Annotated in this window: 30 protein-coding genes; 15 read left to right on the forward strand and 15 right to left on the reverse strand. The window is 42.4% G+C overall.

Features of this window, described 5'->3' with window-relative positions; genetic code table 11:
• Window positions 1-117 precede the first annotated feature (117 nt).
• The gene (locus WG943_RS17325) at window positions 118-549 is read left to right on the forward strand and encodes an acyl-CoA thioesterase (protein WP_340410925.1); all 432 of its coding nucleotides are present in this window, start codon (window positions 118-120) and stop codon (window positions 547-549) included.
• A 209-nt stretch (window positions 550-758) separates the two neighbouring features.
• Here WG943_RS17325 and WG943_RS17330 read toward each other — a convergent pair whose 3' ends face one another.
• A complete protein-coding gene (locus WG943_RS17330; RefSeq protein WP_340410926.1) occupies window positions 759-1,091 on the reverse strand; it encodes a hypothetical protein in 333 nt (110 codons plus the stop codon).
• Window positions 1,092-1,787: 696 nt separating this feature from the next.
• Between WG943_RS17330 and WG943_RS17335 the strand changes: the two genes are divergently transcribed.
• Both WG943_RS17335 and WG943_RS17340 read left to right on the forward strand, forming a co-directional pair.
• Window positions 1,788-1,943 carry a hypothetical protein gene (locus WG943_RS17335; protein WP_340410928.1) on the forward strand — a complete coding sequence of 52 codons (156 nt, stop codon included), beginning with the start codon at window positions 1,788-1,790 and terminating at the stop codon, window positions 1,941-1,943.
• Between the two features lie 353 nt (window positions 1,944-2,296).
• Complete coding sequence (locus tag WG943_RS17340; RefSeq protein ID WP_340410930.1) at window positions 2,297-2,563, forward strand: hypothetical protein; 267 nt, start codon at window positions 2,297-2,299, stop codon at window positions 2,561-2,563.
• A 71-nt stretch (window positions 2,564-2,634) separates the two neighbouring features.
• On the opposite strand, the gene WG943_RS17345 is transcribed toward WG943_RS17340, so the two are convergent.
• Complete coding sequence (locus tag WG943_RS17345; RefSeq protein ID WP_340410932.1) at window positions 2,635-2,889, reverse strand: hypothetical protein; 255 nt, start codon at window positions 2,887-2,889, stop codon at window positions 2,635-2,637.
• A 353-nt stretch (window positions 2,890-3,242) separates the two neighbouring features.
• Between WG943_RS17345 and WG943_RS17350 the strand changes: the two genes are divergently transcribed.
• Entirely contained in the window at window positions 3,243-3,524 is a 282-nt protein-coding gene (locus WG943_RS17350; RefSeq protein WP_340410933.1) for a hypothetical protein, read from the forward strand.
• Window positions 3,525-3,602: 78 nt separating this feature from the next.
• Here WG943_RS17350 and WG943_RS17355 read toward each other — a convergent pair whose 3' ends face one another.
• Together WG943_RS17355 and WG943_RS17360 are read right to left on the reverse strand one after the other, a co-directional pair.
• Window positions 3,603-3,794, reverse strand: a complete 192-nt coding sequence (locus tag WG943_RS17355) for a cold-shock protein (protein ID WP_340410935.1) — start codon at window positions 3,792-3,794, stop codon at window positions 3,603-3,605.
• A 276-nt stretch (window positions 3,795-4,070) separates the two neighbouring features.
• Window positions 4,071-4,235, reverse strand: coding sequence for a hypothetical protein (locus WG943_RS17360; RefSeq protein ID WP_340410936.1), 165 nt, complete (start codon window positions 4,233-4,235; stop codon window positions 4,071-4,073).
• Window positions 4,236-4,510: 275 nt separating this feature from the next.
• Here WG943_RS17360 and WG943_RS17365 point away from each other — a divergent pair, with 275 nt between their 5' ends.
• Entirely contained in the window at window positions 4,511-4,954 is a 444-nt protein-coding gene (locus WG943_RS17365; protein WP_340410937.1) for a hypothetical protein, read from the forward strand.
• A 411-nt stretch (window positions 4,955-5,365) separates the two neighbouring features.
• On the opposite strand, the gene WG943_RS17370 is transcribed toward WG943_RS17365, so the two are convergent.
• From WG943_RS17370 to WG943_RS17380, 3 genes are all read right to left on the reverse strand, one after another.
• Window positions 5,366-6,673, reverse strand: coding sequence for a hypothetical protein (locus tag WG943_RS17370; protein ID WP_340410939.1), 1,308 nt, complete (start codon window positions 6,671-6,673; stop codon window positions 5,366-5,368).
• Between the two features lie 131 nt (window positions 6,674-6,804).
• On the reverse strand, window positions 6,805-7,575 hold the full coding sequence (locus WG943_RS17375) for a DoxX family membrane protein (RefSeq protein WP_340410941.1): 771 nt from the start codon (window positions 7,573-7,575) through the stop codon (window positions 6,805-6,807).
• 157 nt (window positions 7,576-7,732) lie between these two features.
• Window positions 7,733-8,155 carry an EamA family transporter gene (locus tag WG943_RS17380; protein ID WP_340410943.1) on the reverse strand — a complete coding sequence of 141 codons (423 nt, stop codon included), beginning with the start codon at window positions 8,153-8,155 and terminating at the stop codon, window positions 7,733-7,735.
• A gap of 171 nt (window positions 8,156-8,326) precedes the next feature.
• On the opposite strand from WG943_RS17380, the gene WG943_RS17385 reads away from it, so the two are divergent.
• The 6 genes from WG943_RS17385 (at window position 8,327) to WG943_RS17410 (ending at window position 13,224) form a co-directional block, all read left to right on the forward strand.
• Window positions 8,327-9,097 (forward strand): Mut7-C RNAse domain-containing protein, encoded by a 771-nt coding sequence (locus WG943_RS17385; RefSeq protein WP_340410945.1) that lies wholly within the window; start codon window positions 8,327-8,329, stop codon window positions 9,095-9,097.
• Between the two features lie 245 nt (window positions 9,098-9,342).
• Window positions 9,343-10,023 (forward strand): response regulator transcription factor, encoded by a 681-nt coding sequence (locus tag WG943_RS17390; protein WP_340410946.1) that lies wholly within the window; start codon window positions 9,343-9,345, stop codon window positions 10,021-10,023.
• Window positions 10,024-10,601: 578 nt separating this feature from the next.
• Complete coding sequence (locus WG943_RS17395) at window positions 10,602-10,910, forward strand: hypothetical protein (RefSeq protein WP_340410948.1); 309 nt, start codon at window positions 10,602-10,604, stop codon at window positions 10,908-10,910.
• A 102-nt stretch (window positions 10,911-11,012) separates the two neighbouring features.
• Window positions 11,013-11,873 carry a TIGR02587 family membrane protein gene (locus WG943_RS17400; protein WP_340410950.1) on the forward strand — a complete coding sequence of 287 codons (861 nt, stop codon included), beginning with the start codon at window positions 11,013-11,015 and terminating at the stop codon, window positions 11,871-11,873.
• Between the two features lie 3 nt (window positions 11,874-11,876).
• On the forward strand, window positions 11,877-12,302 hold the full coding sequence (locus WG943_RS17405) for a hypothetical protein (protein ID WP_340410951.1): 426 nt from the start codon (window positions 11,877-11,879) through the stop codon (window positions 12,300-12,302).
• A 28-nt stretch (window positions 12,303-12,330) separates the two neighbouring features.
• Entirely contained in the window at window positions 12,331-13,224 is an 894-nt protein-coding gene (locus tag WG943_RS17410) for a cyanophycinase (RefSeq protein ID WP_340410953.1), read from the forward strand.
• 284 nt (window positions 13,225-13,508) lie between these two features.
• Here WG943_RS17410 and WG943_RS17415 read toward each other — a convergent pair whose 3' ends face one another.
• The 4 genes from WG943_RS17415 to WG943_RS17430 form a co-directional block, all read right to left on the reverse strand.
• On the reverse strand, window positions 13,509-14,531 hold the full coding sequence (locus WG943_RS17415) for an LLM class flavin-dependent oxidoreductase (protein ID WP_340410954.1): 1,023 nt from the start codon (window positions 14,529-14,531) through the stop codon (window positions 13,509-13,511).
• A 199-nt stretch (window positions 14,532-14,730) separates the two neighbouring features.
• The gene (locus WG943_RS17420; RefSeq protein WP_340410956.1) at window positions 14,731-15,300 is read right to left on the reverse strand and encodes a pseudouridine synthase; all 570 of its coding nucleotides are present in this window, start codon (window positions 15,298-15,300) and stop codon (window positions 14,731-14,733) included.
• 103 nt (window positions 15,301-15,403) lie between these two features.
• Window positions 15,404-16,087, reverse strand: coding sequence for a response regulator transcription factor (locus tag WG943_RS17425; protein ID WP_340410958.1), 684 nt, complete (start codon window positions 16,085-16,087; stop codon window positions 15,404-15,406).
• On the reverse strand, window positions 16,059-17,567 hold the full coding sequence (locus WG943_RS17430) for a sensor histidine kinase (RefSeq protein ID WP_340410960.1): 1,509 nt from the start codon (window positions 17,565-17,567) through the stop codon (window positions 16,059-16,061). The genes WG943_RS17425 and WG943_RS17430 overlap by 29 nt, the downstream gene beginning before the upstream one ends.
• Window positions 17,568-17,695: 128 nt before the next feature.
• On the opposite strand from WG943_RS17430, the gene WG943_RS17435 reads away from it, so the two are divergent.
• Window positions 17,696-18,376, forward strand: coding sequence for a hypothetical protein (locus WG943_RS17435; RefSeq protein WP_340410962.1), 681 nt, complete (start codon window positions 17,696-17,698; stop codon window positions 18,374-18,376).
• A 262-nt stretch (window positions 18,377-18,638) separates the two neighbouring features.
• Complete coding sequence (locus WG943_RS17440; RefSeq protein WP_340410963.1) at window positions 18,639-21,584, forward strand: glycosyltransferase family 117 protein; 2,946 nt, start codon at window positions 18,639-18,641, stop codon at window positions 21,582-21,584.
• A 71-nt stretch (window positions 21,585-21,655) separates the two neighbouring features.
• Here WG943_RS17440 and WG943_RS17445 read toward each other — a convergent pair whose 3' ends face one another.
• Both WG943_RS17445 and WG943_RS17450 read right to left on the reverse strand, forming a co-directional pair.
• A complete protein-coding gene (locus WG943_RS17445) occupies window positions 21,656-22,090 on the reverse strand; it encodes a hypothetical protein (RefSeq protein ID WP_340410964.1) in 435 nt (144 codons plus the stop codon).
• Between the two features lie 145 nt (window positions 22,091-22,235).
• Window positions 22,236-22,682, reverse strand: coding sequence for a hypothetical protein (locus tag WG943_RS17450; protein WP_340410965.1), 447 nt, complete (start codon window positions 22,680-22,682; stop codon window positions 22,236-22,238).
• 301 nt (window positions 22,683-22,983) lie between these two features.
• Here WG943_RS17450 and WG943_RS17455 point away from each other — a divergent pair, with 301 nt between their 5' ends.
• Entirely contained in the window at window positions 22,984-23,220 is a 237-nt protein-coding gene (locus WG943_RS17455; protein WP_340410966.1) for a hypothetical protein, read from the forward strand.
• A 297-nt stretch (window positions 23,221-23,517) separates the two neighbouring features.
• Entirely contained in the window at window positions 23,518-24,117 is a 600-nt protein-coding gene (locus tag WG943_RS17460; RefSeq protein WP_340410967.1) for a hypothetical protein, read from the forward strand.
• Window positions 24,118-24,157: 40 nt separating this feature from the next.
• On the opposite strand, the gene WG943_RS17465 is transcribed toward WG943_RS17460, so the two are convergent.
• Window positions 24,158-24,904 carry a DUF72 domain-containing protein gene (locus tag WG943_RS17465; protein ID WP_340410968.1) on the reverse strand — a complete coding sequence of 249 codons (747 nt, stop codon included), beginning with the start codon at window positions 24,902-24,904 and terminating at the stop codon, window positions 24,158-24,160.
• Window positions 24,905-24,939: 35 nt separating this feature from the next.
• On the reverse strand, window positions 24,940-25,566 hold the full coding sequence (locus tag WG943_RS17470) for an HAD family hydrolase (RefSeq protein WP_340410970.1): 627 nt from the start codon (window positions 25,564-25,566) through the stop codon (window positions 24,940-24,942).
• Window positions 25,567-25,629: the final 63 nt, after the last annotated feature.

Raw genomic sequence — 25,629 nt, forward strand, 5'->3', positions numbered from 1 at the left:
GCAATATTGTGGTACTACATCAGCCCATTTACAACAACGCACATTGTGTTACATTTTCAAAACCTATCTTTGCCGAAAGCCTTACGTTAAGGTATTGATATAAACTGAAAACGATACATGAGCCATACTTACACTGGTAAAGTAATGTGGTCGCACCTGGATGCTAACATGCACATGCGCCACTCCGCCTACGCCGATTTTGCAGCACAAGCCCGAATAGAAGCACTGGAAGAACTAGGCCTGGATTTAAAAACATTCCAACGCCTGCACATTGGTCCTATACTTTTTAGGGAGGAAACGAAGTACCTGCGCGAGGTCGGTATAAACGAAGAGCTAAAAGTTACTACCGCACTTAATAGCAGTAAAAAAGACGGATCGAGGTGGGCCATCCGACATGAGATTTTTAAAGCAGATGGCGTAAAAGCAGCCATCATACTCGTAGAGGGCGCCTGGATTGATACATTGAAAAGGAAACTGGCTGTACTACCTGATGAACTGGCCGAACACTTCGCATTACTTCCTAAAGCGGAGGATTTTGTAGAAATGTAAAGCTAATTGGCAGAGTTAAGATAAAATGTAAAGCTAATTGGCAGAGTTAAGATAAAGGGAATCAAAGTACTGCATTCATAACCCCGCTTTTCTAAACTTGCCACAACCTGTTAGCATGTGTACAGCGCAGACTACTTTTGGCAGCTTCGCAGTACACATGTCTCCTGGTGTTGTATATTTCAAGTAGCCATGTAAAACTCAATTATACTTTACTGGTTAAACGCTTCTGATTGCGCATCAGCTTTGTTTCGAGCTTTGATAGCCTTTTGCTCCAGCTTAACCATCTTTTTGGCTTCTTTAGCAGCTCTACTTGCTTCTTTGTGTGCTGCTTTTGCTTCTTTATACTGATTTTGAGCTGATTTCAATTCACGCTCCGCTTCTTTTAAGTTGCGTTTGGTTACAGCTGCCTTAGAATCGTGCAGTTTGTAGATAGAATCTGCTTGGTGTAGCCGCAGCTGTTGCTGTGGAGTTTGTGCCTGTGCAGGAGTACCTTCAGTAGCTAAGAAAAATACTAGTATAAATATGTATATTAAGTGTCTCATATTTATTTATACGTATTAGTATTTGTTTGATTCACAATATGTTATGAATAATTGAATCTTTATGATTAGTAATCATACTTATAACATCTACTAAAACCTCTGCTGCAGTTTTCGCTCCTTAAAGTGGCACCGGTTATATACTTTACTTTTTCCTGTTGTTATGCTCATATCTAGGTAAGGAAATATCTGCAAAACTCTTTGTAAATATTTATTTAGAAAGTATGATGGGAATATTACTTATGGTCAAATTAACATATATGGATTAGGATAACTAATCTACTAATCAAGCTATTGCAAATGGTTATACACTGTTTTTGGTATCGTTTACCAAAATTATTTAGTTATATAAAAACAAAAAGGAACTGTGGTATGTTACAAACGTACAATTAAATAATAATATAGTTATAAACTGTAATTGAACTAATGGTGAGAATTAAGTGGGCGCTTGTCATAGACAAAGAGTATGTAACGATTAGATACTGCCCTTGGAAAAAATTTTTGTGGAGTGAATGGAGAGGTGTCATCCCGAGCAAATCGCTTCGGAAAGATATGCTATTTGCCGCCGAGTTCATATATGAAAACAATGTGGAGTATGTGCTGGCAGATTACAGTCGCCTTTCAGCTCCCTTATTTGAAGATTAGATTTGGGTTTCTAACCACTCACTACAACTACTCCAGCACTCTAATCTTAAAAAAGTGGCTAATATTATCGGTTACGACCTATACGAGCAAATTGCTATTGATTCTATTTACGAAATGACAGCAGTACAGTCGATGCCATACTCAACAAAAGAATTTATCGCGAAAGAGGAGGCTCTGAACTGGTTGCTTGTAGCAAAGCAAGTCGCATAGGGTAACATTACAGCATCTTGCAAGCAATTTAATACCTCCTATTAACTAGAAAAACAATAAAAGTATAACGCCACCATAAAATAATGTGTGCACTCAGAAGTCTTTCGTTTTAAGACTATAACAAATATAGAGTGTTTACACGGCATCACTAAAACCCTACGTATAGCTCTTACTATTTATGATTTTGTTTGAGGGAACAGTATATGAAATCTTTGGTTTGGGAAATAGCCTTAGAACAGAAGTATTTAACAATACGATACTGCTCCGAGAAAAATTTAATCTGGAATGAGTGGAAGGGACAATTGCCAAGTAATGAACTACGGGAAGCAATTAAATACGCGTGTAGTTTTATAATGAGTAATGATATAGAATTGATATTGGCAGATTACATTCAGATGGGTGCTCCGAGTATGGAGGATCAAAAATGGATTGCTAACTATTCAGCGAAAATACTGCAGTATAGCAAGTTAAAGAAAGTAGCCAATTTGCTGGCATCTGATATTTTTCAGCAGATCGCAATAGAAGTAATTTATGAAACCGCATCAGAAATACCGCTGCCTCGCGAGTCGAAATACTTTTTGTCACAAGAGGATGCCATGGACTGGCTACTGCAGGATTAATGTGTAAAGTGTTAAATTATAAATCTAAGCCTGTACAGTTTAGGATAATAAAAGAGTAAATGCCACCCAGATCAATTAGGGCACAGCGACATTAATTTATTCTTGTTCCTTTTCTTTAACAACTTAAGCATAAATTTAAACACGTAGTACTCTTCGTTTTCCTTTTCATGTTCGGGTAGGTTAATTCTAAAGTTGAGTGTTTCCAGAAAGCTAGGGGTGTCGTTATAGAGCATATATTCATACACATTGTAAAAGTACTTCTTGGCGGAGGCTGTGCCAATTTCTATTCCCAGCGCGTCAAAAACAGCTTCTTTACTATCTTTCATAGTAGGTAGTCTTATCTTGAGTGTTCTGGTAATTTACTCTCAATCAAGCCTAAAAGAAATGAGGATTGTCACTTTCTGCTTTTACTGCAAAATTAACCACACCAACTCACGTATATTCACCCTCCAGGATTATAAATCTATGCATCTACCTTTATTATCTAGAGCCAAGACAGCCTTTAACGCGCGTTGGAAAAGAACGCTAAATCATACAACGCTACCAGTTTGCATTATGCACAAATAACCTAAAACCTTAATAAGCATGGGCTTGTAAGGAGGTCTTATATAAGTTTATTCAAACACGATACTTATGACGCCGTAAGTAAAATAAAACATGTTTAACTAAAGAATAAACTATGAAAACATATACTTTTAGAAAGGTAGCGGCTAGTTTAGCTATACTTTTCCTGCCACTTCTGATAAGCTGCTCATCATTAACAGGCGGGGGAGTATCCAACGATCCGGCAGTAGCTGCCCAGCAACAGCAGGTAGATTACCTAAAACAGGAACTGCGTGAGGCAGAGCGTTTAGCAGAAGAAGCTCGCCAACAAGAGAAAGCGGCTAAAAATAGATTAAAAGCAGCCGAACACGAATTGAAGGCAGCAAGGGAGCGTGCTAGAAGAATGGATGAGTACTAAATTTACGCTAACCATATAAAAACAAAAAAGCCTTACGGTTTGCGTAAGGCTTTTCTTTTATAAGCTGACTAACAGGAATTAGGCACGCTTAACATTAACAGCGTTAAGGCCTTTTCTGCCTTCCTGCAGTTCGTAAGTTACTCTGTCATTTTCTCTGATCTCATCAACCAAACCGGTTACATGCACGAAGTACTCCTGGTTAGTATTTTCGTCCTTGATGAAACCAAAACCTTTTTCGGCGTTGAAGAATTTTACTGTTCCGTTGTTCATAAATTTTTGATGTTATTGTCTAGAAGACGTTAATTAAGCTTAAAATGTTCATTATAATTTACAAAAAAATATATTTTTTATATAAATGTGCTTTAAAGTAACTCTCAGGGCTATTTTTAGATGGTTATTTTAGCAGAATTTTGGTTACTTAAATCGCAAAGGAGAAAGCGTAATAAAAATGCCCCTGCAAGGCAGGGGCTCTCTTTTTCATAGTTTTATATAGATGTGGCGGTAAATTATTCAAATGTACTAAGTGCGATACGCATAAGCAGTTAATCAGCTGGCAGTAGATACCTGTTGAGGCACAAGGTTAGGGTTGTTACGCCATTCCACTCCAGCTTTAGCCCGTTCTTCCTGATCACAGGCGGTAAAATCTTTAACGCCCATAATCGTAAGTGTAAGTAACAAAAGCATAGCAACAGCTGCGAATACTGGTTTCATAGTTTTAGTTTGCATATAGATAGATCGTTAGACGGTAATAAATCTTTATCTGGATTCCATAATTAGTTTACAAGTTAAATGCCATAAATGTAAGTTGTTTAATACCAGTAGATTAAGGAGATATTGCGGTATTTTTAACTGTCTGAAACCGGACATTTTAAATGCAAACTGTTTGATATCGAACAGCTGCTACAAGTCCATATCAACTTATAAACCTGCTGGTTACTACTTGTGAGGTCTGCCACGTATAAAAAACAGGAGCTTCATTAAACAGTATGGAATTGGTAAGTGAGTTTTTCTATTGTAAAGTGCTACAGCCGTATAATCTGATCTTTACAAAATTCTTGCGGCCTGTGGTGCACGAGGAGTTTAAACAAGCTATGCTGGCAGTTTACACAAGTATACAAGAACTCAAGCTAACGAAATGGGTGATGATTTCTACGATTAGTGAGTTTACAATACCTGACCAAAAATGGGCTGTGGAGCAGTTGGGTGTTCTACTCTATGATACGACACTAGAAAAAATAGCTATGGTCCGAAACCACGATCAAGAGTTACAGGCAATTGCCGAGTCAATCAGAACTAAAGTTTACAGAATTTACGGCAACAGCAAAGAGATGCAGCATTTTGCCACCCTTAACGAAGCAATCAAATACTTAGAGCCAGACTCTGAAACAGAAAAGTTAGTAACCAAGCTTATGATAACCAAAGGCGTGTAAAAAAACAGACATCGTTCTTTTCTCCTTTATAAGCTACAAAGGTTAAATAGCTAATTCTATCTTGTAACGTAAGCTGACTAAATTGTTGTTAATTATCTCGGCTAATCATTTTCACAAGCATGCTAAACAGCATATGCGACCTTAGGTCTAGACGGATCATTTCTATAAACTTTTTTTTCATTAGAGGGTGAATTAGGTTTAATGATCGTTGTGTATAATAGAGTCGGAAATATTATATTATTTCGCGTATTAGGTATAAATTTAAGGAATCTATTCTTATAAAGCAATACGCATTTTTGATGATTTTTTGTAAAGTATAGATCAGTGTTACACAAAAGGGAAACAAGAGCAGGCAATGTATACTTTTAAAGGCACTACCTGCTCTTGCGTAATTGTAAATTATAGGTGCAGCTATTTTAACGTAGATGCAGTATTAGGCTTAGAGAGTAGTTCTCCAAACAACTCCCATCGCTTCTCCGGGTTATCGGCTGTGCCACCATGCATTTCGATGTGCTGCCTTACCAGCTGTTGCCCCAAGTTATAGTTTATTACATAACTTCTGTAGCGGTCTATGAATTGGGTGCGCTGCAGTGCTTTGTCTTTTTCATAAAAGTTATACTTTACAATCCAGTCTGCGGCCTGTTCCCGGCTAATTTTGCCATCTAAATACATCCTAGCTGCTTCGTTGCCTGCAAAATTAAGCTTACCTATTTTCTCCAGTAGCGTGTAATAGCGGTCTGCCTCAGCTGCATTTAAACCAGCCAAGGGAAACAGTACTTCTTTCTCGAATTGTATGCGCTCCTGCTCCGGAAAAGCGACCTCAATACCATAGTTTGCACTGCCTTCTGCTATCAGTGACTGAGGACTGAAAAGCGGGTAAACTGAAAATTCTTTCCAGCCACGTTTGTTTACTAGTTCCTGCTCCAGTAGTGCATTAAATACATGGTGGCCCGGGTACCCCTCGTGGCAAGCTAAGTCTATAGCACGTTCCATGTAAATCGGAAAGTCAGTGTTTATCTGTATCAGGCTATATCCATTTCCTTTGTAATAATTGTAACCAGACCATGGCTTGTCGGTTACAAATTCTACCTTAAAATTCTCATTTTTGGGTAATTTGTAGTGTGCCAGTGTTCGCTTGCGAGCCTCCTGTATTGCCGCCTGAAAAACTGTATCCAATTTACTTTTCGGAATCTCAAATTTTGCACGGTAGTTAGCCCAGCGGTCTGCCACCGTGCCCTTGCCCGGAAGCATGCTGTCAATCTCTTGTAGCAACGAATCGTAATAGGCTTGCTGCTGGTGTGGTGGCTGTGCATCGTACAGTAGTTTTGCTTCTTCATCAAAAGAAAGTTTACGACCATCCATCAGCTCTATCTTGGTGGCGGTTGCCAGCACCTGCTTCTGCAGCATCAGTATCCTGCGCTTATCCATCTCGTTAAGTCCGGCAGTATCCTGCTTGGCAAGTTCCTGTTGTATGGCGCTTAATTCATTTAACAAGGCATAGGCTGGCAATGTGTCAAGAGGAGTGGTAGTAGGTTTCCACTCTTCCGGGCCATAATATGCATCTACTACATCGCTGTTATACTGGCCTAATTGCAGCACCGTCTTTACATAACGTTCTGCCAGCTCATCCATCGGCAACGCAGAGTTGGTTTGATCTGTAGTACCTGTAGAGCAGGACCAAAGTCCGATAGCCAGGCAGTATAGAAGCGTCTTTTTCATGTGTGTTGTAAGGGTTGTGTAAATCAAGGCCTATCAGGGATTACAAAGTATATCACCTGTAAGGCCTTGATTAGAAATGGAGTTAAGTACTATATCAGCACCAAAGTATAGCCAACAATGCAAGTTTATACTTACACATTACCTGCTACCACACCAGTTGCTGATGTATCTTGGCTACGATTACCAGAGTATATTCTTATGCCAAGAAGTATAGCCTCGGCGGCAAGTATAACTAACAATGCCGGCACCGCCAGCCCTGTTAAGTTAGCAAACGTAACAATGAGCATTGCAAGAAACGGAAGGCCAAACAGCAACCTGTCCAGTTTGCCCAATATTTTGTCTGAAAGTATAGTTAGCGCAAAGCTGAAGAAGATGAAAGTTGCTAATACATTTGTGAGCATTAAATTATACCTCGCTGCAACTATTATGAACAGGCACAAGACAAGGCCTATCCAGCTATACATGTTCTGCCCAAACTTATCGGTAAGTGCAGGATTGATTGTATGAGTAGCCATTGGGTTAACCAGGAATGCAAACTTTTGGCGCTCCATCAGCAGCAGTACCAAGTTTAAAGCCAGAAATACTGAATTTACATAAGGTGTGCCTGCCCAGTTCTGCGAAACAGTAACTGCAAGTATAGCCACATTCATAGGCACCAGCATTATGGCACCCAGCAGACTGTAGCGTTGCGACATAAGTAGGGCTCCGATTATCACCTGACTTATAGCTACTACCTGTGCAAACAGGCCGAGTCCGTGTTTTGCCAATGCCTCCTCCAGCCAGGGTGGCCCCATTAATTGACCAAAATTGCCGCCGGTTAGTTTGCACACACCAGCCGAGAAAAATAAGTAACCTAGAAAAAGCCGGATAAGCACCAGCAATAGATGTGAAGTTTTTACCATAGTTTTAGATGTTGTAGTAGCAAATAGAAATTATAGTAAATAAAGGAATTCTAACAGATCTAGAAAATATAATATACTAAACGGGATATTTTAACTACAAAAAGAAAAATTGTATTGAGCCGCTAAACAAAAAGAGAGGCATATGCCTCTCTTTTAACTACTTCCAGATAAGTATGAGTGTGCCGGCAAGTATGGTTCCCATGCCTAACAGCAGACGGGGTGTGAGCGGCTCTTTTAATATAAAATAGGAGAGGAGTACTGTCACCACAATACCGGCTCTGTCTATAGTGGCTACTACCGAGATGTTGGCTGTTTTTATTGCCTTAAAATATAAAATCCAGTAAACGGCGGTGCAGAGCCCGGCCAGCACTAGCCACAGCATTGTTTTATTATCTACTTTGGCTACACCTCTTAAGGCACCTGCGTACCAAGCATTGGCTACTACCATGGCCAGTAACACACTCGTTCTTATAACGAGGGCCACATGCTCGTTGGCGCTGCCCATTCCCATCTTCGCAAAAACCATCGCTACGCCGCCCATCAGCATTGCCACGATAGCATAACTAAGCCATTGTTCCATGTAATCCTTTACTATTGCTTTATTTAAAGCGCAATACTACACCAAGTTTTTGGCTATTCGGTAGCACAGCCTAAATATTTTTAACATGCTTATAAAGCTGATATGGATGGTGTGTATAGCTAATTAGGCAGCACTATCGTTTAGAAAGTAGTAAAGCTATTTTGTATCCTAATGCCTAGTACAGCCATATTTACGTTCCATAGTGTCTTACAGGACTTTCTGAAACCCGCCGCCAGAAAAGTGCCTGTTGTATATACTTTTAATGGCTCACCTGCTCTAAAAGATGCCATCGAGGCCATGGGCATTCCACACACTGAGGTTGCTGCTATTCTAAAGAACGATGCACCCGCTACCTTCTCGGCATCCCTGCGACACCACGATAAACTGCAGGTGTATCCCCTGGATCAAAGCAAAGTATGGCCGACAGGGTACAGCTTACGCTCTGAACCGCTTAAACCTTATCGGTTTGTACTGGATGTGCACCTGGGGTCCCTTGCCAAAGTGCTGCGCATGCTAGGCTTTGATGTAGTATATCACCAGAGCCTGCACGACACAGAAATTGCACAGCTGGCACAGGCAGAGCAGCGTATTGTACTTACTCGTGACATAGGCCTGCTAAAGCAAAAGATAATTGAACATGGCTATTGGCTGCGCTCTCAGCAGACAGAGCAGCAACTGCAGGAGGTAGTAAGCAGGTATGAATTACAGGAGCATTTTAAACCATTAATACGGTGTTTGCGGTGTAACGAACTTATAAGGCAGGTGCCAAAACAAGAAGTGCTTCACAAACTGCCACCTAAAACCCGCCTGTACTTTCATGATTTTTATTACTGCTCACCCTGTGACAAAGTATACTGGAAAGGCTCGCATTACGAACATATGATGCAGGTTGTACAGCAACTTAAGATTAAATTATTGCCCCTTGAACAAACAGGCCTTTAACTAGTTTTTAGTTAGGGTTGAGCTCAATTTACAGATATATACCAAATAAGTCACTGACCTTATTCGGCAGTAGATTAATACGGATTCAATTCGTACTAATACGTATTTGTGGCTCTTATACTTTAATAAATTTATATATAATGTTTAAACGGTGTAGCTTAGGTTAACTTTAAGAACAGCGCAGTAAAAGTATGCAGAGCAGCGTTCAGGAGGGCTAAAAGCTAATTATTAAATTAAAAATTTAGATGTCGTTGGGCAACAAGATAAGAGTTATCATTACAGATGATCATAAGATACTACGGGAAGGGCTACAGGCCTTGTTGGAGCGTTATGATGATATAGAAGTAGTAGGAGAGGCATGTAATGGTCAGGAAGTGCTAGCTCTCTTAGAAGAGATGCAGGCTGATGTGGTGTTGATGGACATTAATATGCCGGTGATGGACGGTTATGAGGCTACCAGGCAAATTTGCGCACGTTTTCCTGAGGTAAAGGTATTGGCACTTTCTGTTTTGTATAAAGAGCAGTGCGTAAATACAATCATAACATCTGGCGCTTCAGGGTATTTACTGAAAAGCGCGGGTAAGGAAGAACTTCGTATGGCCATACAACTGGTGCACAGAGGTACGCCTTTTATATCCTCAGACATCTCCCTTAAAATGCTGGGGCGAAAAACATCGTTTGCTGAAGAATCAGACAAATTAGATACTGATGAACGCCACAATTTGTCGAAGCGGGAGCTGGAGGTGCTGTGTTTGATAGCTGAAGGCTATACAAATTCTGAGATCGCTGAAAAGTTGTTTACGAGCAAGCGTACCATTGAAACACACCGCCAGAATATTTTAGATAAGACCAAGGCAAAAAACACAGCTAATCTTATTAAATATGCGTTTCTTCATAATCTAATCCCACTGCACACCTTGGACTAGAAGAAGCCGGGTAAGTATACTTTGCTTACATATATACTGCTACGTTTTTATGGCTGGTGCACCAGCAGTTTTACACCCGAAAACTACGTATATCAGTAAGTATAAATTGGGATTTAACACGTTTAATCATTTAAAATCAACCTTTCTATTCATTATCTCCTTAACCATGCCGTATTACGAGTATTGCTCATTCTAATGAAATTCATTAGTGAGTAAACTACATCCAAAATTAAAGCAGTGAAGAGTCAACCTAATTGGGTGCTGAGGTGATTCCTTCACTGCTTTAATTTTTAAAGATACCTTTCCTTTTCAATATTCATTGTACAGCTTCAACATTTCTTAAATTGGCTATACTATTAGATGCATTCTATATTTTCATTGAAAATTAGTAAGTATTTATACATAGCATTGGTGTTTTAACGGTAAATGCCAGTTTCAGCTGTAAATAATTGCACTGTTTTTAGATATAATCTGGCAATAGGCCGTATAGAGTTTTGGTAAATTGTTACCAACAATTACAGCTTACTTGTATAAGCAGCTGTGCTGGACAACAGGAATTTTCTTTCGAACATACAATAATGGTATTACATACTAAAACAGACTTTATTAATGTGTCTGTGTGCTCTGATGAGCCTATTGAAAATTTTCTGGACACCAGAAGGTGGTCTGATCAAAGACTCAAAAATCAAGCAAATGCTAAAGTTGCTGAGATCAATGCAGGAAAACTAAGCTTTGGTGCTGCTAAAGAAATAAGAACCCCGGATACTGCGCTTCATACTCAGGATATCAGCCAGATGTCGTACAGCGACTTTATCAACTTCAATTATGGCAGAGTTTACCAGCGTTACCACAATGGGCCTGGTAGTGTAAAAGTAAAAATAGCCTAGCTTTTATTTAATGCAGTAACATACTGGATGAATTACTAACACGATGCATACATATTTTCGTATGAAGGTAAATTCATATAATAATGTATGTGAAACTACAGAATGGCCGGATCAGGTAACGACAGACCGTTAAAACAATCACTAAAGGAGTACGCGCGTGGTGTAGCAGGAGGGTTGCTGTTTAGCTTTCCGATGTTGTTCACCATGGAAGTATGGTGGGCTGGTTTTATCGCACAGCCACTGGATTTGCTGGTGCTGGTGCTGGTTACGTTTCTGCTTTTACTAGGCTATAACCGATATGCTGGCATGCATCCGGGGGTTTCCTGGCGAAGCGTAATGGTTGACTCTTTTGAAGAGTTGGGTATTGGGCTGCTGCTTTCGTTTGGGGTGCTCCTTATGCTGAACAGAATTAACTTTCAAGCGATGGGCATGGACGAGATAATGGGAAAAATCATTATTGAAGCCATGGCTGTATCTATTGGTGTATCGGTAGGTACAGCCCAACTTGGCACCCACGAAGATGAAGAAACCGAAGAGCAAGAAGATGAGTCTGTTAACAGAGATACCAAATCTGCTATGCTGGTGCTGGCCCTGTGTGGTGCCATTATAGTGGGAGGCAACGTAGCGCCTACAGAAGAAGTATTACTCCTCGCCATAGAAGCTACACCCACACACATCTTTTTTATGGCGCTGGTTTCGTTGCTGCTGTGCATTGTGGTTGTATACTTCAGCGATTTTAGAGGAACCATACGCAGAGGCTCTGGAAGTAATAATGGGATACTGTACAATATTGTTTTCGATACGTGCCTGAGTTACATAATCGCGCTTGCAGGCAGTGCCTTTATGCTTTGGTTTTTTGGCAGGTTCGACGGTGTTAATTTCTGGACTGTAGTATCTCAGACTGTTACTTTAGGTGTTATAACATCGTTGGGTGCATCAGCTGGCCGGTTACTAATAAAATAGGCAATGCAGGTAGAAAAAAGAGATGATAAGCCGGGAGATAACGGCGCAAAAGATAAAAAGAATTGGCTGGAATGGGCTGTTTTCGGGATTAGCCTTACGCTGGTACTGGCATTATTGGGTTACCTGGTGTACCATGTATTTACAGATAATCCCAGTTCACCGGATCTGCAGGTAGAGGCAGTTGCTGATCCCTCAGAGCTGTCGCCGTTTCGCTATCATATAACCATTTATAACAGAGGCGGCACCACTGCTGAAGAAGTATTAGTAGAGCTTGCCTTAGAAAAAGATGGTGCAGCTATCGAAACAGCAGACTTGCACCTACCTTTTGCGCCTCAGGAATCAAAGCGTGAGGCCTGGGTATCGTTTAGCAAAGATCCAAGCCAGGCCGACACGTTAGTATCCAGGGTGGTGAGTTACAAAAAACCTTAACCTGAATGTAGGTATTTCAACTAAAGTCATGACAAAGCGAAAAACATCTGGTCATCAGAAAATAACCAGCATTCCTCCCATTCCTAAAGGGTGTCTGCTAGCAATAGGAGGCAAAGAAAGTAAAGGAGAAAATGCACAGACAGAGGACCAGGAGCATAATACAGATTTTGAGAGCGAGCAGATACTAAAGTTTTTTAAAGATCATCTTAAAGGAAATGATCCGTTGGTGGCATTAATCCCTACGGCTTCTACTGAACCTGACCAAATAGCAAAAGATTATTTAAAAGTGTTTGATAAGCTTGGTTTAAAAAAGGTTGAAGTATTGGATATTCGTAGCAGGGATGATGCGAATAAAGAAGAGTATATAAAGATAATTGAGCGTGCTAACGGTATTTATTTTTCTGGCGGCGATCAGCTGCGTCTTACATCCATCTTGGGCGGCACAAAACTGTTGCAACTGATGAAAGAGCGCTATACTTACGACGAAGTATTAATTGCAGGTACTAGCGCAGGGGCAATGGCTTTGAGTACTCCTATGATTTATGAGGTTATGGCCAAAGGCGGCTTTATAAAAGGAGATGTGCGTATTACTACAGGTCTGGAATTTATAAAGAACGTAGCCGTAGACACTCATTTTATAGAACGTGGCCGCATGGTTCGAATGGCCCAATGCGTTGTAACAAACCCTGGTTGCATAGGTATGGGACTGGAAGCAGATACTGCTGCGTATATAACACAGGGCAAGGATTTACTGGTGGTAGGTAGCGGACTTATTACTATTATAGACGGGATGAATATTATTGATACCAATATTTACAGAGTAGGAGCAGGTGAACCTTTTTCTGTACGAGGTTTAAACGTACACCTGCTAAGCGATAAGGATACCTATACTTTCCCTACTTACGATCTTCTGCACATTTAATCCGGTTTTATCTAATTAACCAGTCTCAAACAGGATATCTACAGTGGTATACATCTAAAGTTATCTACAGTATTTCATTAAAAAGTATATTAGGCGCAAAGCTGCTTCTGAAGGGGAGATGACTTAGTATGAGCAAAGGCATTCATTCCGAACTTCGTGAGAAATCTGGCTTATTTCAGAGCTCTGAACATTTTAGATTTCTCACGAAGTTTGAAATGACAACAAGCTTTACCAATTACGTAATTGGTAAAGCTTGTTAACAAGGTAAAAAACTTCCAATCCCATTATACTTTTTGCCCTATCTCAGCCAGCAGTTCATATGATTTTAATCTTGCCTTATGATCGTAGATATGTGCTGCTACCATAATTTCATCTACCTGAGTGTCATCAATAAAAGCCTGTAGTTCTTCCTGCACCGTTTTAGGACTGCCTACAAAAGTATAACGCAGCATCTGTTGTACGGCATAATGCTCTGATGCACTCCACAAACCTTCCATGCTATCAACTGGTGGCTTTTGAGGACTGGCTGTGCCGTTAATCACATTCAGGAAAGACTGGTAAAGCGTAGTTACCAGTCGGTTAGCTTCTGTATCAGTGTCGGCAGCAACTACATTTACACAGGCCATAGCATAAGGCTCTTTTAACGTATCAGAGGGTGTGAAGCTGTCGCGGTACACTTTAAGGGCAGCTTGTAGAGCGGCCGGTGCAAAGTGACTGGCAAAGGCATAAGGTAAGCCCATTAAGCCGGCCAAATGTGCGCCAAAAGTGCTAGAGCCCAGAATCCATATCGGTACGTTTGTTCCTTCGCCGGGTACCGCACGCACGCGCGCATTCGGCTGTATCGGACCCAGGTAGGTTCTCAGGTCCTGCACATGCTTCGGAAAATCCTCTACAGATTCCATCAAGTCTCTTCGCAATGCTCTTGCTGTTAGCTGGTCTGTGCCCGGTGCCCGGCCTAGGCCCAAATCTATTCTACCAGGGTACAGGGTTTCCAGTGTACCAAATTGCTCTGCTACTAACAGTGGCGCATGGTTGGGTAGCATAATCCCACCCGAGCCAACTCTTATTGTTGATGTGCCGCCTGCAATGTAACCAATAAGTACAGAGGTAGCAGAACTGGCGATGCCCTGCATGTTGTGGTGCTCTGCAAGCCAGTAGCGTGTATAGCCTAATTCTTCTGCTTTACGGGCAAGGTCCAGGCTATTCTCAAAGGATTCAGAAATGGTTCTACTTTCCAATATCGGCACCAGGTCCAGTACTGAGAGTTTGGTGTCGGAAAGTTTTTTCTTTTGCGATATAGCTGTCATTGTGTATTTGCCTCTGTTAAAAAGATAATGCCTGCATAGGCAGGTCAACAAAGATTTTTATACTCAACATGTAAGCAGATGTTATGTTGCGTATCTGCTAAGAAAAAAATGTTTAAACTTTGATTTGTATGCTAGAAGTTTTGCTGCACCTGCTTCAGATGTTAGATAGTATGCTTAACTGCAGTGGTTTAATCTATTTTTATGGGTAAAGTATAAAGTCATCTACTTCCTGCACGCCACGCTGTGGTAGATCGCCAAGATGCATGCAGCCAATACGTACCCGTACCAGGCGCAAGGTCGGGAAACCTACAGCAGCTGTCATTTTGCGCACCTGCCTAAATTTACCTTCAGTAACCGTAATGGATACCCAACTGGTAGGGCCGTGCCGATCGTCGCGTATTTTCTTGGTGCGGGGGGCAAAGCCAGGAACCGGGTCCAGGCGGCGGGCTTTGCAAGGCAGGGTTTTATACATGGCATCCCCGGAGCCAATTTCGAGCCCCTGTTGCAGTAGCTCAATCGCTTCCTCGGTAATTACACCATCCACCTGCGCATAATATTCCTTCTCTACATCCTTTCGGCGCACTCTTTCGCTCATTTTTCCATCGGTGGTAAGCAGCAGCAAGCCTTCGCTGTCTTCGTCGAGGCGGCCAATAGACATGGTGCCTTCCGGAAAATCGAAAAACTCACCTAGTAATTTATTTTGTTTATGATTGCTTACAAACTGGCAAATGTAGCCGTAGGGTTTATGAAGTATAAAATGCCTGTGCATGGTTCGGAGCTCAAAAAGAGGCAATGTAGAGCACTGCCAATATAAAATGCAAAGGTCCGATTTTATGCGCCAAAAGGCAAAGAAAGTATAAAGTAGCTGGTGGTTATACTACCAATTTATACCCAACACCCCGTATGTTCAGGATTTCGATGGATGGATCCTGTTTCAGGTGCTTCCGCAGTTTGGAGATGAATACATCCATGGAACGGGCATTAAAGAAGCTGTCATCACCCCAAAGTTTGAGCAGGCTGGCCTTGCGGTCTAGTACCTGGTTTTTGTGCTGCACCAGCATTTTTAGCAGCTCGTTTTCTCGGTGCGAAAGCTTACAAACCAGCTCCTGCTGCAGCCACAGTTCCTGCTTTAACGGATCGAACGTATAAAGACCAATAGCTGTACTTTCTGGCACTTTTTCTTCAGAGGCATTTCTGCGGAGCAGCTCTTTTAACCGCAGCACCAGCTCCTCCAGGCTGAAGGGCTTTTTAAGGTAATCGTTCCCGCCCAACTCAAAGCCACGCACCACATCTTCGGTCATGGACTTGGCAGTGAGAAAAAGTACAGGCGTTGTTTTATCGGTTTTTCGGAGCTCCTGCACAAAAGTAAAGCCATCCATCAGGGGTAGCATTACGTCTACCACGCAAATATCGAAAGCTGTAGTGCGTACAATATCTAGGCCCCGCAAACCATTAGGTGCGTGTGTTACAGCAAAGTCTCTCTTCTGAAGGCTTTCCGTAACGATCTTGGCCAGTTGGGGCTCATCCTCAAGCAAAAGTACGCTCGGCTGCATCATAGGTATAGGTTGGTAAGCTAATGGTAAAAGTGGTGCCAACGTTTTCTTTGCTTTGCAGGCTGATGCTTCCGTTATGGCGTTCTACAATAGTTTTAGCATAGCTTAAACCAAGTCCGTAACCTTTAGTGTTGTGCACATTACCAGAAGGAACCCTGAAAAATTTATCAAACACCTTTTGCTGCATTGTAACCGGAATGCCCATACCATTATCTGTAATTGAAAGTATAACGTTACCGTTTTCTTCAGAACAATTGATGTGCAGTTTCAGGGTGCCACGGCTATACTTAAGAGCGTTTTCAATAAGGTTAGATAATACGTTGAGCAGGTGCAGTTCATCCGCTTTAATAAACAAATCTTGCTGCGGTTGATCAATTTTTACAGCAGCTTCGGCAATATCCAGCTGAGGGCGGTGTTGTAGCAAGGCTTGCTGTACCAGCTGCTGCATACTTATTGGCTTTGGCGCAAGCTCCAGCTGGTTCTGCTCAAAGGCCAGGTTTTTCAGTATGTCATCAATCAGGTGGGAGAGGCGCCCAGACTGCTGCCGGATAATTGAAAGATATTCTTCAGATGAACTTTTGCTCAGGTTAAAATCCTGCATGGCTTCGGCGGCGATGCTGATAGTGGCAACAGGGGTGCGCAGCTCGTGCGTCATGTTGTTCACGAAGTCGTTTTTAAGATCGGCCAGTTTCTTTTGGCGCAGGATGGTACGAACGGTGTAGGCAAAACAGAAGATGGTAATAGCAGCCAGAACTAAGGAGCTAAGCAGTACCCACTTCATGCGCAAGATCAGCGTTTTGTTAGGATCCGGAAAATAAGCAGTTACTTCATAAAACGGTTTCCGGAAACCAAATTCAAAGGTGCGGGTGGCGTAGGGGAAAGCCGCTGTTTCGGCCAGCTTTTCATCTGCAAAGTATAACTGAAAGCTTGTTTCGATTTCCCGGGTGAGCAACTCCTCCGTGAATAGCTGCTGTAGCCGTGCCTTGTCCAGTTTCTCTTGCTTATAAGTTTCTTCGAGCAGATCACCGAGTTGCTGCGTGTAGTAAATAGATATTTTCTCCTTTAAGATTTCCCGAACATGGGTTTTCACGAAGCGATCGATAAAATACCGTTTTACCTTTGGTGTCATTTTACCGGTTTCTGGCTGGTATTCTTGAAATCCAATTGAGAAAGTATTTCTGTCGTTGTCGGATGCCTTTTTGTCTGTAACGGTAAAGGCAGTGGTACCGGAGGCTGTATCTACGTGGCAATTGATGTTGACGAGGTTAGTATCAGCAAGCCACACTTTATACTTATCAGCAATAAAATCCTGGCGCAACTCCATATCCCTGTCCACGGCGGCTTGCAGGGCTTGGTTGATATCGCTTTTAAACGTTTTGGACGCTCCCAAAAAGCCCTGGTAACTCCAGTAAAACTGGAAAGCGAGCAAGCACAGCGTACACACCGACATCAAGACCAGAATCAGCTTTATCCTTTGCTTCATAGTATCAAATATAAGAATTGATATACGGACTTGTGCAGTCGTTAACACTATTTAACATTCATTAACAAGGCTTAACACTATACCCGAAGTATAAAAACTTCCTTTGTGTAGAACTAAAACCTAAACCGATGAGCACATTTACGATTGTTAGCTTCTGCAGTATAGCAGGAGAAAGTATAAAGTATGGAGTAGTCTTTATTTGCAGTTTCTTACTTTCTTTTCAAGCTTTTGCCGGCAACTCAGACAGCACCACTATTACCGTTACCTGGGATATGAAGTCTACGGAACTGCGCGATGTGCTGAGGCTGCAGAACATAGATTACTTCAGTGTCGCCTTTACCGATACCAGCCTGCGAGGCAAGCATTTCAAGATAGTGTCAAAGGAGTATCGTAACAGCAAGTTAATTGCCACCCGCGATCATTACACTGAAACCAACTATCCGGCAGCCTTTGCTTTCAATAAAGACAGCGCCGCTTTCAGGTTTAATATATTGGCGCATCAGCCTAAAAAGAAGCAAACGCATTTCATGTTCCAGTTTGATAGAGTAGGTCTGAACCCGAAGTATAAATCTAAAAACACCAACCTTTATAGCCTTCGCGACGCCACCGGATCGTTAGGTGAGCCCGTTCAGGTGCCGCTGTATACTTCTTTCCCGCTGTTTGTGTACTCTCTGCCTTATGTAGATCCGAATAAGCCAGATATGTACCAGTACTGTGCCCTTACACAGGATGCCGTACCACCCAGCGAGTGGGGCAAAAAGTATGGTGTAAAGCACTACATCGTATTCGAGATGCAGATAATAGATTGAAATTATTAAAGGAACAAAAATAGGTTTTGTCATTTCGAGCTGAGAGTAGGGGCCTAGTAAAGCGAGCAATCTGGAACATTTTATAAACCCGCAAGATTTTAGATTTTTCGCTTATTAAGGACCACTACTCTCAGCTCGAAATGACAGCCTTTGTATTATACTAACCCATAGGCAGCACCTATCCGAATAAAAACAGTAACAATCAGAATTATTATTTAATAAGTGCAGCAGTCCTTCAAAATCATATTTAAAGAGCACAACCATGCGCAACTATAACCTCATCAATAACATAACCGGTTGGGTAGTGTTTGGCATTGCCTTAACTGTTTATACTTTAACCTTAGAGCCCACTGCTAGCTTCTGGGACTGCGGAGAATTTATCGCCTGTTCCTACAAACTGATGGTACCACATGCACCGGGTGCACCCCTGTTTTTGATGATTGGCCGCTTGTTCACACTTTTAGCTGGAGATGCTTCGCAGGTTGCCTGGTGGATGAATTTTATGTCCGGTTTGTGCAGCGCTTTTACTTCGTTGTTCCTTTTCTGGAGCATTACTAAACTTGCCCAAAAACTGCTTCCTAAAACAGAAGAAACACCAACTAAAGCCGATGTAGTTTTAGCTATGGGAAGTGGAGTAGTTGGTGCGTTGGCCTATACTTTTACCGACACAGCTTGGTTTTCTGCCGGTGAGGCAGAGGTATATGCTATGTCTTCGTTTTTTACCGCCATCGTTTTCTGGGCAATGTTAAAATGGGAAACAAAGGCAGGCACAGCAACATCAGATAAATGGCTTATACTTATTTCTTACCTCGTAGGCCTTTCGATTGGCGTGCATTTGCTTAACCTGGTGGCCATTCCTGCACTGGCTTTTATCTTCTATTTCCGGCACTATAGCTATACTTTTAAAGGGAGTCTTATAACCATTAGTATCAGCGGTTTTATACTTGTATTTATACTTTGGGGCGTTATACCGGGTATGCCAACCTTGGCCGGTAGTATGGAATTATTCTTTATCAATAGCCTTGGCTTGCCTTTTGGGTCGGGTATCATTGCCTTTGTTATACTTTTAGCAGCGGCTATACTTTACAGCCTATTCTACAGCATAAAGTATAAAAAGCGGATTCTTAATACGGCTATACTTTGCTTTGTGTTTGTGCTGATTGGCTACGGCTCATACCTGATGATCCCGATACGCTCTGCTTACAATCCGACCATCGATATAAACAACCCCGAGGATGTGATGAGTGTGGTGTCGTATCTGAAACGAGAACAGTACGGCGACAGACCTTTGCTCTACGGGCCACAGTACAATGCCCAACCGGTGGGGCAGCAGGAGGGAGCGCCGCGCTACAGCAAGGGCAAAGATAAGTATGTAAAGCAGCCACGCATAGAACCTGTTTACGACAGCAAAGATAAAACCCTGCTGCCCCGCATTTACAGCGATAAGCCTGAGGATGTGCGCGAGTATAGTAAGTGGGTGGACCTAAGGCAGGGGCAGATGCCAACCTTTGCACAAAACATTAGCTTTCTGCTGCGCTACCAATTAGGGCACATGTACTGGCGCTACTTCCTCTGGAACTTTGTGGGCCGCGAAAGCGATGTGCAGCATGCCGGAGTAGTTTGGTTGGGAAAAGGAAACACTGGCCTGCCGCAAACACTGCTGCAGAATAAAGCCCGCAATAGTTTTTACATGCTGCCGCTTTTGGTAGGTATACTTGGGTTACTCCATCAAGTGCGAAAGCGTAAACAAGATGCCGTAATTGTTGGGCTGCTGTTCTTCTTTACTGGAATGGCAATTGCCTTATACTTAAACCAGCCACCTACGGAGCCACGTGAAAGAGATTATACGTTTGCCGCCTCCTTCTACGCCTTCAGCATCTGGATCGGGTTAGGTGTGATGGCGATGGCGGCCCTACTCCGGCATGTGCTAAAGTATAAATTTGCCTCCGCTACATTGGCTGGTATACTTTGCCTGGCTGTACCCGCTGTTATGGCGGCAGAAAGCTGGGACGACCACGACCGTTCTGACCGTTACTTCTCTCTCGATTCCGCCAAAAACCTACTCGACTCCTGCGCACCCAATGCCATACTTTTTACATATGCCGACAACGACACTTACCCGCTGTGGTATGCACAAGAAGTAGAAGGGTACAGAACCGATGTGCGTGTGGCTGTGATGACCTTCCTGAACACTGACTGGTACATAGAACAGATGATGCGGCCAGCCTACGAAGCAGCGCCATGGCCGCTTACCCTGGAGATGGAGAACTTTCGGCAGGGCACAAATGATTACCTGCCTTACCTGGAACGCCCACAGGTAGCCACCGGTATCGACTTAAAGCAGTTTATGCAGCTGGTTAAGCAGAACCACCCGGCACTGCAGGCACAGTACGGCTCCGGGACTACCTTACTCACCTTCCCCACAAAAGACTTTTACCTTCTGGTAAACAAGCAACAGGTGCTGGAGCAGGGTGTACTTACAGAGGAGGAGCAGCATGCGGTAAACAACAGGATGCACCTGAAAGTAGAGGTGCCATACTTAGAAAAGCGCCACCTGGTGGTGCTGGATTTACTTAGCACCCAAAACTGGGACAGGCCGATTTACTTCTCTACAAACATACCTGTTTCGGATTATGTGGGCCTGCAAAAGTACAGCCGCTTAGAAGGGTTTGCGTATCGTATTGTGCCCGTAAGCGCTGAAAAAGATCAGGAGCAAGTAGATACAGAAGTGTTGTATGATAACCTGATCAAGAAATTCAGTTACAGAAACCTGGATGACCCAAGTGTTTATCTGGACCAGAACTACCTCAATTTTGCTGCTTCAGCTCGTGAGAAGTTTGCCTTGTTAGCCAAGAATTATCTTAAGGCAGGAAACAAAGAAAAAGCAAAGGAGGCGATCGATTTCTGCTTTAAAAAGATTCCGTTAGATACAGTGCCCTGCGATTTTAGTACACCAAAGTTTATCCCGCTGTTAACTGCCATCGGCGAAACAGAAAGAGCAGAGCAATTGGTAAAGCAAATCGCAAAAAGCACGCAGCAGGAACTCGATTTTTACCTTGCTAAAGGCCCTCTTCATGAGCGTAAAGTACAGCTTAACATGCTACAGTTGCAGGAACTGATTATAGCAGCACAAGACAGTGGCATGTTGGCAGAGGCAAAGCAACTAGAGCAGCCTTTTCTGCAATACTTGCAGCGAATGAGGCAGTAGAATGATTGTAAAACAGAAAGGGGAAGCAATGTAGTTGCTTCCCCTTTCTGTTTTATGCTTGTTAATTTGGCTTAGTTACTTGGCCAAGAGATCCAAGGAATGCGGATAAGTATAAGTACAAGGGCAATACCATAGAAAATAGCGATGCTCTTAAAACCGTTGCCAGTACCTACCATGCGTTTTGCTTTAGAGTAGCCAATTGTGATAAGTACTACAGCAATGATCATCATAAGTGGGTGCTCCAGCACATAAAGCCTTGAAACGGAATCCTTCATAAATCCACCTGTTGCGCTGTCGATGCCTAGCGGGGATACAAAGTATAGAATCAAACCAATTACCCACTGCAGGTGTGCCGGAATAAGGCCTAGTAAACCTAGTTTTCTGTCTTTGTCAGTGAAAGGCTTGTTGCCGAACCAGCCTGCCAGCGCAACAATCACGCTGATAACTACCCCTGCAAGCACCAAGTAAGCTAGGTACGAGTGTAGATGCTGTAAACCTGTGTACATAATGTCGTTTAGTTAGTGTTAGGCGTAAAGGTATAAATAATACGCCAAATCTAATTAAACAGAACGCTATGTAAAAATGCAGGAAACTTTAATAAACTGATAAACAGGCTTGTTTAAAGTTAGGTAGGTATACTAATAGCTTAGGCTACTCAAGTTCAGACAAAAGCCAGTCTAGTGCATCCTCTTCGGTTAAGAATTGCTCTAACGTCAATTTGCTACCTGATATCTTCTCTTGATCAAGGTTGCTGATAATGCGAGAAACATCCATCAAAGTCATGCACTCTTTGGTAGTGATGCGGGCATACTTTGTAAGTCCGGATAATCTTAGCGGTGGAATAACATGGTCTAGTACCCAGTTTTGATCAGAGAACTCAAGGTAAAGAATAGCGGTAGATTTGCTTAACCAGTACTTGATCTTATGCTTAATAACGAGGTTCACCAGTATCTCAAATAGCCGCCTGAATTCCTGACTGTTTGGATGGCAATACCAGGTAACGCGCATAAAACCAAAGGCTTTATCTATTTCAGCTAAAAGGAAATCATCCTGATATGCATTTTCTAATTGAAGCTCTATATGAGAGGTGAATGTCATTATGAATTGTTAAGACACATCAAAGTTATACTTATACATAAAATGTTGCAAGCATGGTTCCATAACCATAGTTGTTAATGATACTCTGTAATTGGAAAATACCAATCGTAAATAAGTAGAAAAACCTTTGGCATAACAGGATGTGATAATTGAATTATACTTTTCTAAGTTAAAGTTTCTGAAAATAATTTAGTATAATTCTAAATTTCTGTAAAGCAGCTGCATATCGTAACCTGCCAGTAGCCTTGGCAAGTATAGATTAAGTAAATTGAAATATGTCAAACTATAAACTACACAAACTATGGAAGCAACCTGCAATCACTGCACCCATTGGGAGCAAGATCCAAATAAAGTAAAGCTCCAAAGCAATGACTTTGGCGTTTGTGACGAACTAACAGGCCAACATGCGTTGGAGCCATCCTATGTGCTTCCGCTGGTTCACGAGGGAGTTGAAGATAAAAAGCCACGCCAGTTCGAAATGATTACTGGTGCCCAGTTTGGGTGCAACCATTTTAGTGAACGTAAAAGATGGGTATAATGCTTTTAACTAGATAAACTGAAATTTATATAATAACAGAGAGCCGGGCGAGTAAATTGCTCGGCTCTCTGTTATTATAGCTGTTCAAGGTTTTACTAAAGCCTTAATAAAATTGCCCTCAAAGTGTACTGCCATATATTTTTTGAAAAGGTCTTCACAGAATTTATTCAGGCTCAGTCTACAATGGATAGCTCACGGTTGCGTCAAGTCTCTTTTGCTCTTACCTCAAGCGTATTCAAATTCTATCCTGCATCGTATAAGGAACCATACTTTTTGTAGAACATAAAACCAGTAACCATGAAAAACTTTTTAGCTGCTTTTGTGCTGCTGTTAACAGTAGTGGGTGCCAAAGCACAAACAAGTATACCATCCGCAGAGGTACAAATAAAAGGTGCTGTATTAGCTGCCCCAACTGATAAACAAGCTGGTGCGACAGTGATGGGCTACAACCAGAAAGGGGAGTTGGTACAGTTGCGTAAAGGTACAAACGAGCTAATTTGCCTGGCCGACGATCCAAACCAGAAGGGCTTCTCTGTTGCCTGCTACCACCGCGACCTGGAGCCTTTTATGGCACGGGGGCGAGCCTTGCGTAAAGAAGGAAAATCATCAAAAGAAATTTTTGACCAACGTGAGCAGGAAGCTAAAAGCGGTAAGTTAAAAATGCCAAAACAACCGACATCGCTTTTTGTGTACACTGCCCCAGAAGAAAGCTATAACAGCAGCACCGGAGACGTGAAGGATGGCTATTTGCGCTATGTAGTTTATATTCCGTACGCCACCTCCGAAAGCACTGGTTTACCTTTAAAGCCAGATGGCGCCGCCATGCCTTGGATAATGGATCCTGGCACACATGCCGCACACATTATGATCACACCGGCACGACCGAATAAAAAATAAACTATACTTTATACTTGTGCTAAAGTATCAAAGCATGATGCTATACTTCCCGGATCAGCTGCATTAGCCTGCGGGCATCGGTTACAGCATTGCCCAGCACGGTATTATTAAAAAACACCCACACCGGCCTTTCATCCTCCAGCCAGTCTTTAAGCATAAAGGCATAACGCTCCAGCTTTTCGTCGGAGTAGGAGGAGGTGTACATTTTCTCATCGCCGTGCAGGCGCAGGTAAATGGTATCGGTGGTGCTAATCTCTGTACCCGGAAACCGCTTACCAGCACTAGCCATGACGGCTGTTATGTTGTAGTCCCGCATCAGATCCAGCGACTCTTCTGTGAACCATGATACATGCCTGGCTTCCAGTGCAAAGGCCTGGTTTGGGTACTTCTCCCGCAGGGTTCTATAAAACTCCTCAGCTGTAAGCCTGTCGTAGCGGAAACTGCCGGCAATTTGCACCAGCACCGGACCAAGCCGCTCAGTCATCAGCGTGTAACGAGACATAAATTTCTCCAGCGGCTCTTCCGCATTTTTAAACTTTCGTTTGTGCGTGATTTCCTGGTTTAGCTTTGGGGCAAATTTAAAGTAGGGCGGTGTGGTGGCAAGCCATTTCTCAATAGTTTTAGCCATCGTGAAATGGTAAAAGCTGCTATTGATTTCTGTGGCATTAAACTGTGTGGCGTAGTAGGAGAGGCGGTCAGCTGATTTCAGATCAGGTGGGTACAAAACCTCCTGCCAACGGTAACTCCAGCCAGAGGTGCCTAGGTGTAAGTTTGAGATAAATTCCATAGTAATACTCGGGGGTGCGTAAATACTTTTAGTAGCTAATCGTTTTTCTTGTAAGGCTTTATTTTTCCGTCTTTTACCAGATAAGCTTTCTCTGCCTCATCCAAAATATTTTCTTTACTGTCGGAGTATGCTTCTACAATAGTGTATCCTGCGCTTTCGTAATGCTTATCCAGGCGGTAAATCTTTTCCTCGTCTTTACAGGCTTTGCCTACAACTTTATAGGTGTTATCCTCATACTTTGCCTGTGTGCCGGCAAGGCCATCAATCTTAAACAGATCAAACAGCGGCTTAACATACAGCTCCAGGCCACCGGTGGCACAGAAAAGCTGTAGCCCCTCTTTTCGGGCTTCTTCAAAACGGTTAAGTAGTTCTTTATTAAAATTATCCGGATACTCCTGCTTCCAGAATTCTCCTGCGTAAGCTTCCACTTTTTCGGGTGGTAAGGTGTCGAGGTAGTTGAAGAAGTTCTCCTTAAACTCCGTTTGCCTGATCTGGTTAAGCTCGTGCAAAAGTTTGTAGTACAGCATCTGGAAGTAATACATTGCCTGCTTTGGTTTTTTGGCAGCAACAAACTTAAAAAACTCATCTTTTGAGCTCTTGTTGTAGAAGGTCTGGTTCAGGTCGAACGCAAGTACTTTTATTTTTTCTTTGTCTTTTGACATGGGATGCAAAGTATAACTTAGGCTGGTTTATGCGCCAGCAGCTGCTACTTAGCATACGAAGAA

This window comes from Pontibacter sp. H249 (assembly GCF_037892465.1).
Classification (GTDB): domain Bacteria; phylum Bacteroidota; class Bacteroidia; order Cytophagales; family Hymenobacteraceae; genus Pontibacter.

What these genes read in the sequence shown, in the direction of transcription:
- WG943_RS17445 (WP_340410964.1), bottom strand. Translation starts at nt 22,090, where the DNA reads ATGTACACAGGTTTACAGCATCTACACTCGTACCTAGCTTACTTGGTG.
- WG943_RS17450 (WP_340410965.1), bottom strand. Translation starts at nt 22,682, where the DNA reads ATGACATTCACCTCTCATATAGAGCTTCAATTAGAAAATGCATATCAG.
- WG943_RS17460 (WP_340410967.1), top strand. Translation starts at nt 23,518, where the DNA reads ATGAAAAACTTTTTAGCTGCTTTTGTGCTGCTGTTAACAGTAGTGGGT.
- WG943_RS17425 (WP_340410958.1), bottom strand. Translation starts at nt 16,087, where the DNA reads ATGATGCAGCCGAGCGTACTTTTGCTTGAGGATGAGCCCCAACTGGCC.
- WG943_RS17440 (WP_340410963.1), top strand. Translation starts at nt 18,639, where the DNA reads ATGCGCAACTATAACCTCATCAATAACATAACCGGTTGGGTAGTGTTT.
- WG943_RS17390 (WP_340410946.1), top strand. Translation starts at nt 9,343, where the DNA reads ATGTCGTTGGGCAACAAGATAAGAGTTATCATTACAGATGATCATAAG.
- WG943_RS17400 (WP_340410950.1), top strand. Translation starts at nt 11,013, where the DNA reads ATGGCCGGATCAGGTAACGACAGACCGTTAAAACAATCACTAAAGGAG.
- WG943_RS17360 (WP_340410936.1), bottom strand. Translation starts at nt 4,235, where the DNA reads ATGAAACCAGTATTCGCAGCTGTTGCTATGCTTTTGTTACTTACACTT.
- WG943_RS17410 (WP_340410953.1), top strand. Translation starts at nt 12,331, where the DNA reads ATGACAAAGCGAAAAACATCTGGTCATCAGAAAATAACCAGCATTCCT.
- WG943_RS17330 (WP_340410926.1), bottom strand. Translation starts at nt 1,091, where the DNA reads ATGAGACACTTAATATACATATTTATACTAGTATTTTTCTTAGCTACT.
- WG943_RS17370 (WP_340410939.1), bottom strand. Translation starts at nt 6,673, where the DNA reads ATGAAAAAGACGCTTCTATACTGCCTGGCTATCGGACTTTGGTCCTGC.
- WG943_RS17375 (WP_340410941.1), bottom strand. Translation starts at nt 7,575, where the DNA reads ATGGTAAAAACTTCACATCTATTGCTGGTGCTTATCCGGCTTTTTCTA.
- WG943_RS17420 (WP_340410956.1), bottom strand. Translation starts at nt 15,300, where the DNA reads ATGCACAGGCATTTTATACTTCATAAACCCTACGGCTACATTTGCCAG.
- WG943_RS17325 (WP_340410925.1), top strand. Translation starts at nt 118, where the DNA reads ATGAGCCATACTTACACTGGTAAAGTAATGTGGTCGCACCTGGATGCT.
- WG943_RS17345 (WP_340410932.1), bottom strand. Translation starts at nt 2,889, where the DNA reads ATGAAAGATAGTAAAGAAGCTGTTTTTGACGCGCTGGGAATAGAAATT.
- WG943_RS17350 (WP_340410933.1), top strand. Translation starts at nt 3,243, where the DNA reads ATGAAAACATATACTTTTAGAAAGGTAGCGGCTAGTTTAGCTATACTT.
- WG943_RS17455 (WP_340410966.1), top strand. Translation starts at nt 22,984, where the DNA reads ATGGAAGCAACCTGCAATCACTGCACCCATTGGGAGCAAGATCCAAAT.
- WG943_RS17405 (WP_340410951.1), top strand. Translation starts at nt 11,877, where the DNA reads ATGCAGGTAGAAAAAAGAGATGATAAGCCGGGAGATAACGGCGCAAAA.
- WG943_RS17435 (WP_340410962.1), top strand. Translation starts at nt 17,696, where the DNA reads ATGAGCACATTTACGATTGTTAGCTTCTGCAGTATAGCAGGAGAAAGT.
- WG943_RS17380 (WP_340410943.1), bottom strand. Translation starts at nt 8,155, where the DNA reads ATGGAACAATGGCTTAGTTATGCTATCGTGGCAATGCTGATGGGCGGC.
- WG943_RS17430 (WP_340410960.1), bottom strand. Translation starts at nt 17,567, where the DNA reads ATGAAGCAAAGGATAAAGCTGATTCTGGTCTTGATGTCGGTGTGTACG.
- WG943_RS17465 (WP_340410968.1), bottom strand. Translation starts at nt 24,904, where the DNA reads ATGGAATTTATCTCAAACTTACACCTAGGCACCTCTGGCTGGAGTTAC.
- WG943_RS17340 (WP_340410930.1), top strand. Translation starts at nt 2,297, where the DNA reads ATGAGTAATGATATAGAATTGATATTGGCAGATTACATTCAGATGGGT.
- WG943_RS17395 (WP_340410948.1), top strand. Translation starts at nt 10,602, where the DNA reads ATGGTATTACATACTAAAACAGACTTTATTAATGTGTCTGTGTGCTCT.
- WG943_RS17355 (WP_340410935.1), bottom strand. Translation starts at nt 3,794, where the DNA reads ATGAACAACGGAACAGTAAAATTCTTCAACGCCGAAAAAGGTTTTGGT.
- WG943_RS17385 (WP_340410945.1), top strand. Translation starts at nt 8,327, where the DNA reads ATGCCTAGTACAGCCATATTTACGTTCCATAGTGTCTTACAGGACTTT.
- WG943_RS17415 (WP_340410954.1), bottom strand. Translation starts at nt 14,531, where the DNA reads ATGACAGCTATATCGCAAAAGAAAAAACTTTCCGACACCAAACTCTCA.
- WG943_RS17470 (WP_340410970.1), bottom strand. Translation starts at nt 25,566, where the DNA reads ATGTCAAAAGACAAAGAAAAAATAAAAGTACTTGCGTTCGACCTGAAC.
- WG943_RS17365 (WP_340410937.1), top strand. Translation starts at nt 4,511, where the DNA reads ATGGAATTGGTAAGTGAGTTTTTCTATTGTAAAGTGCTACAGCCGTAT.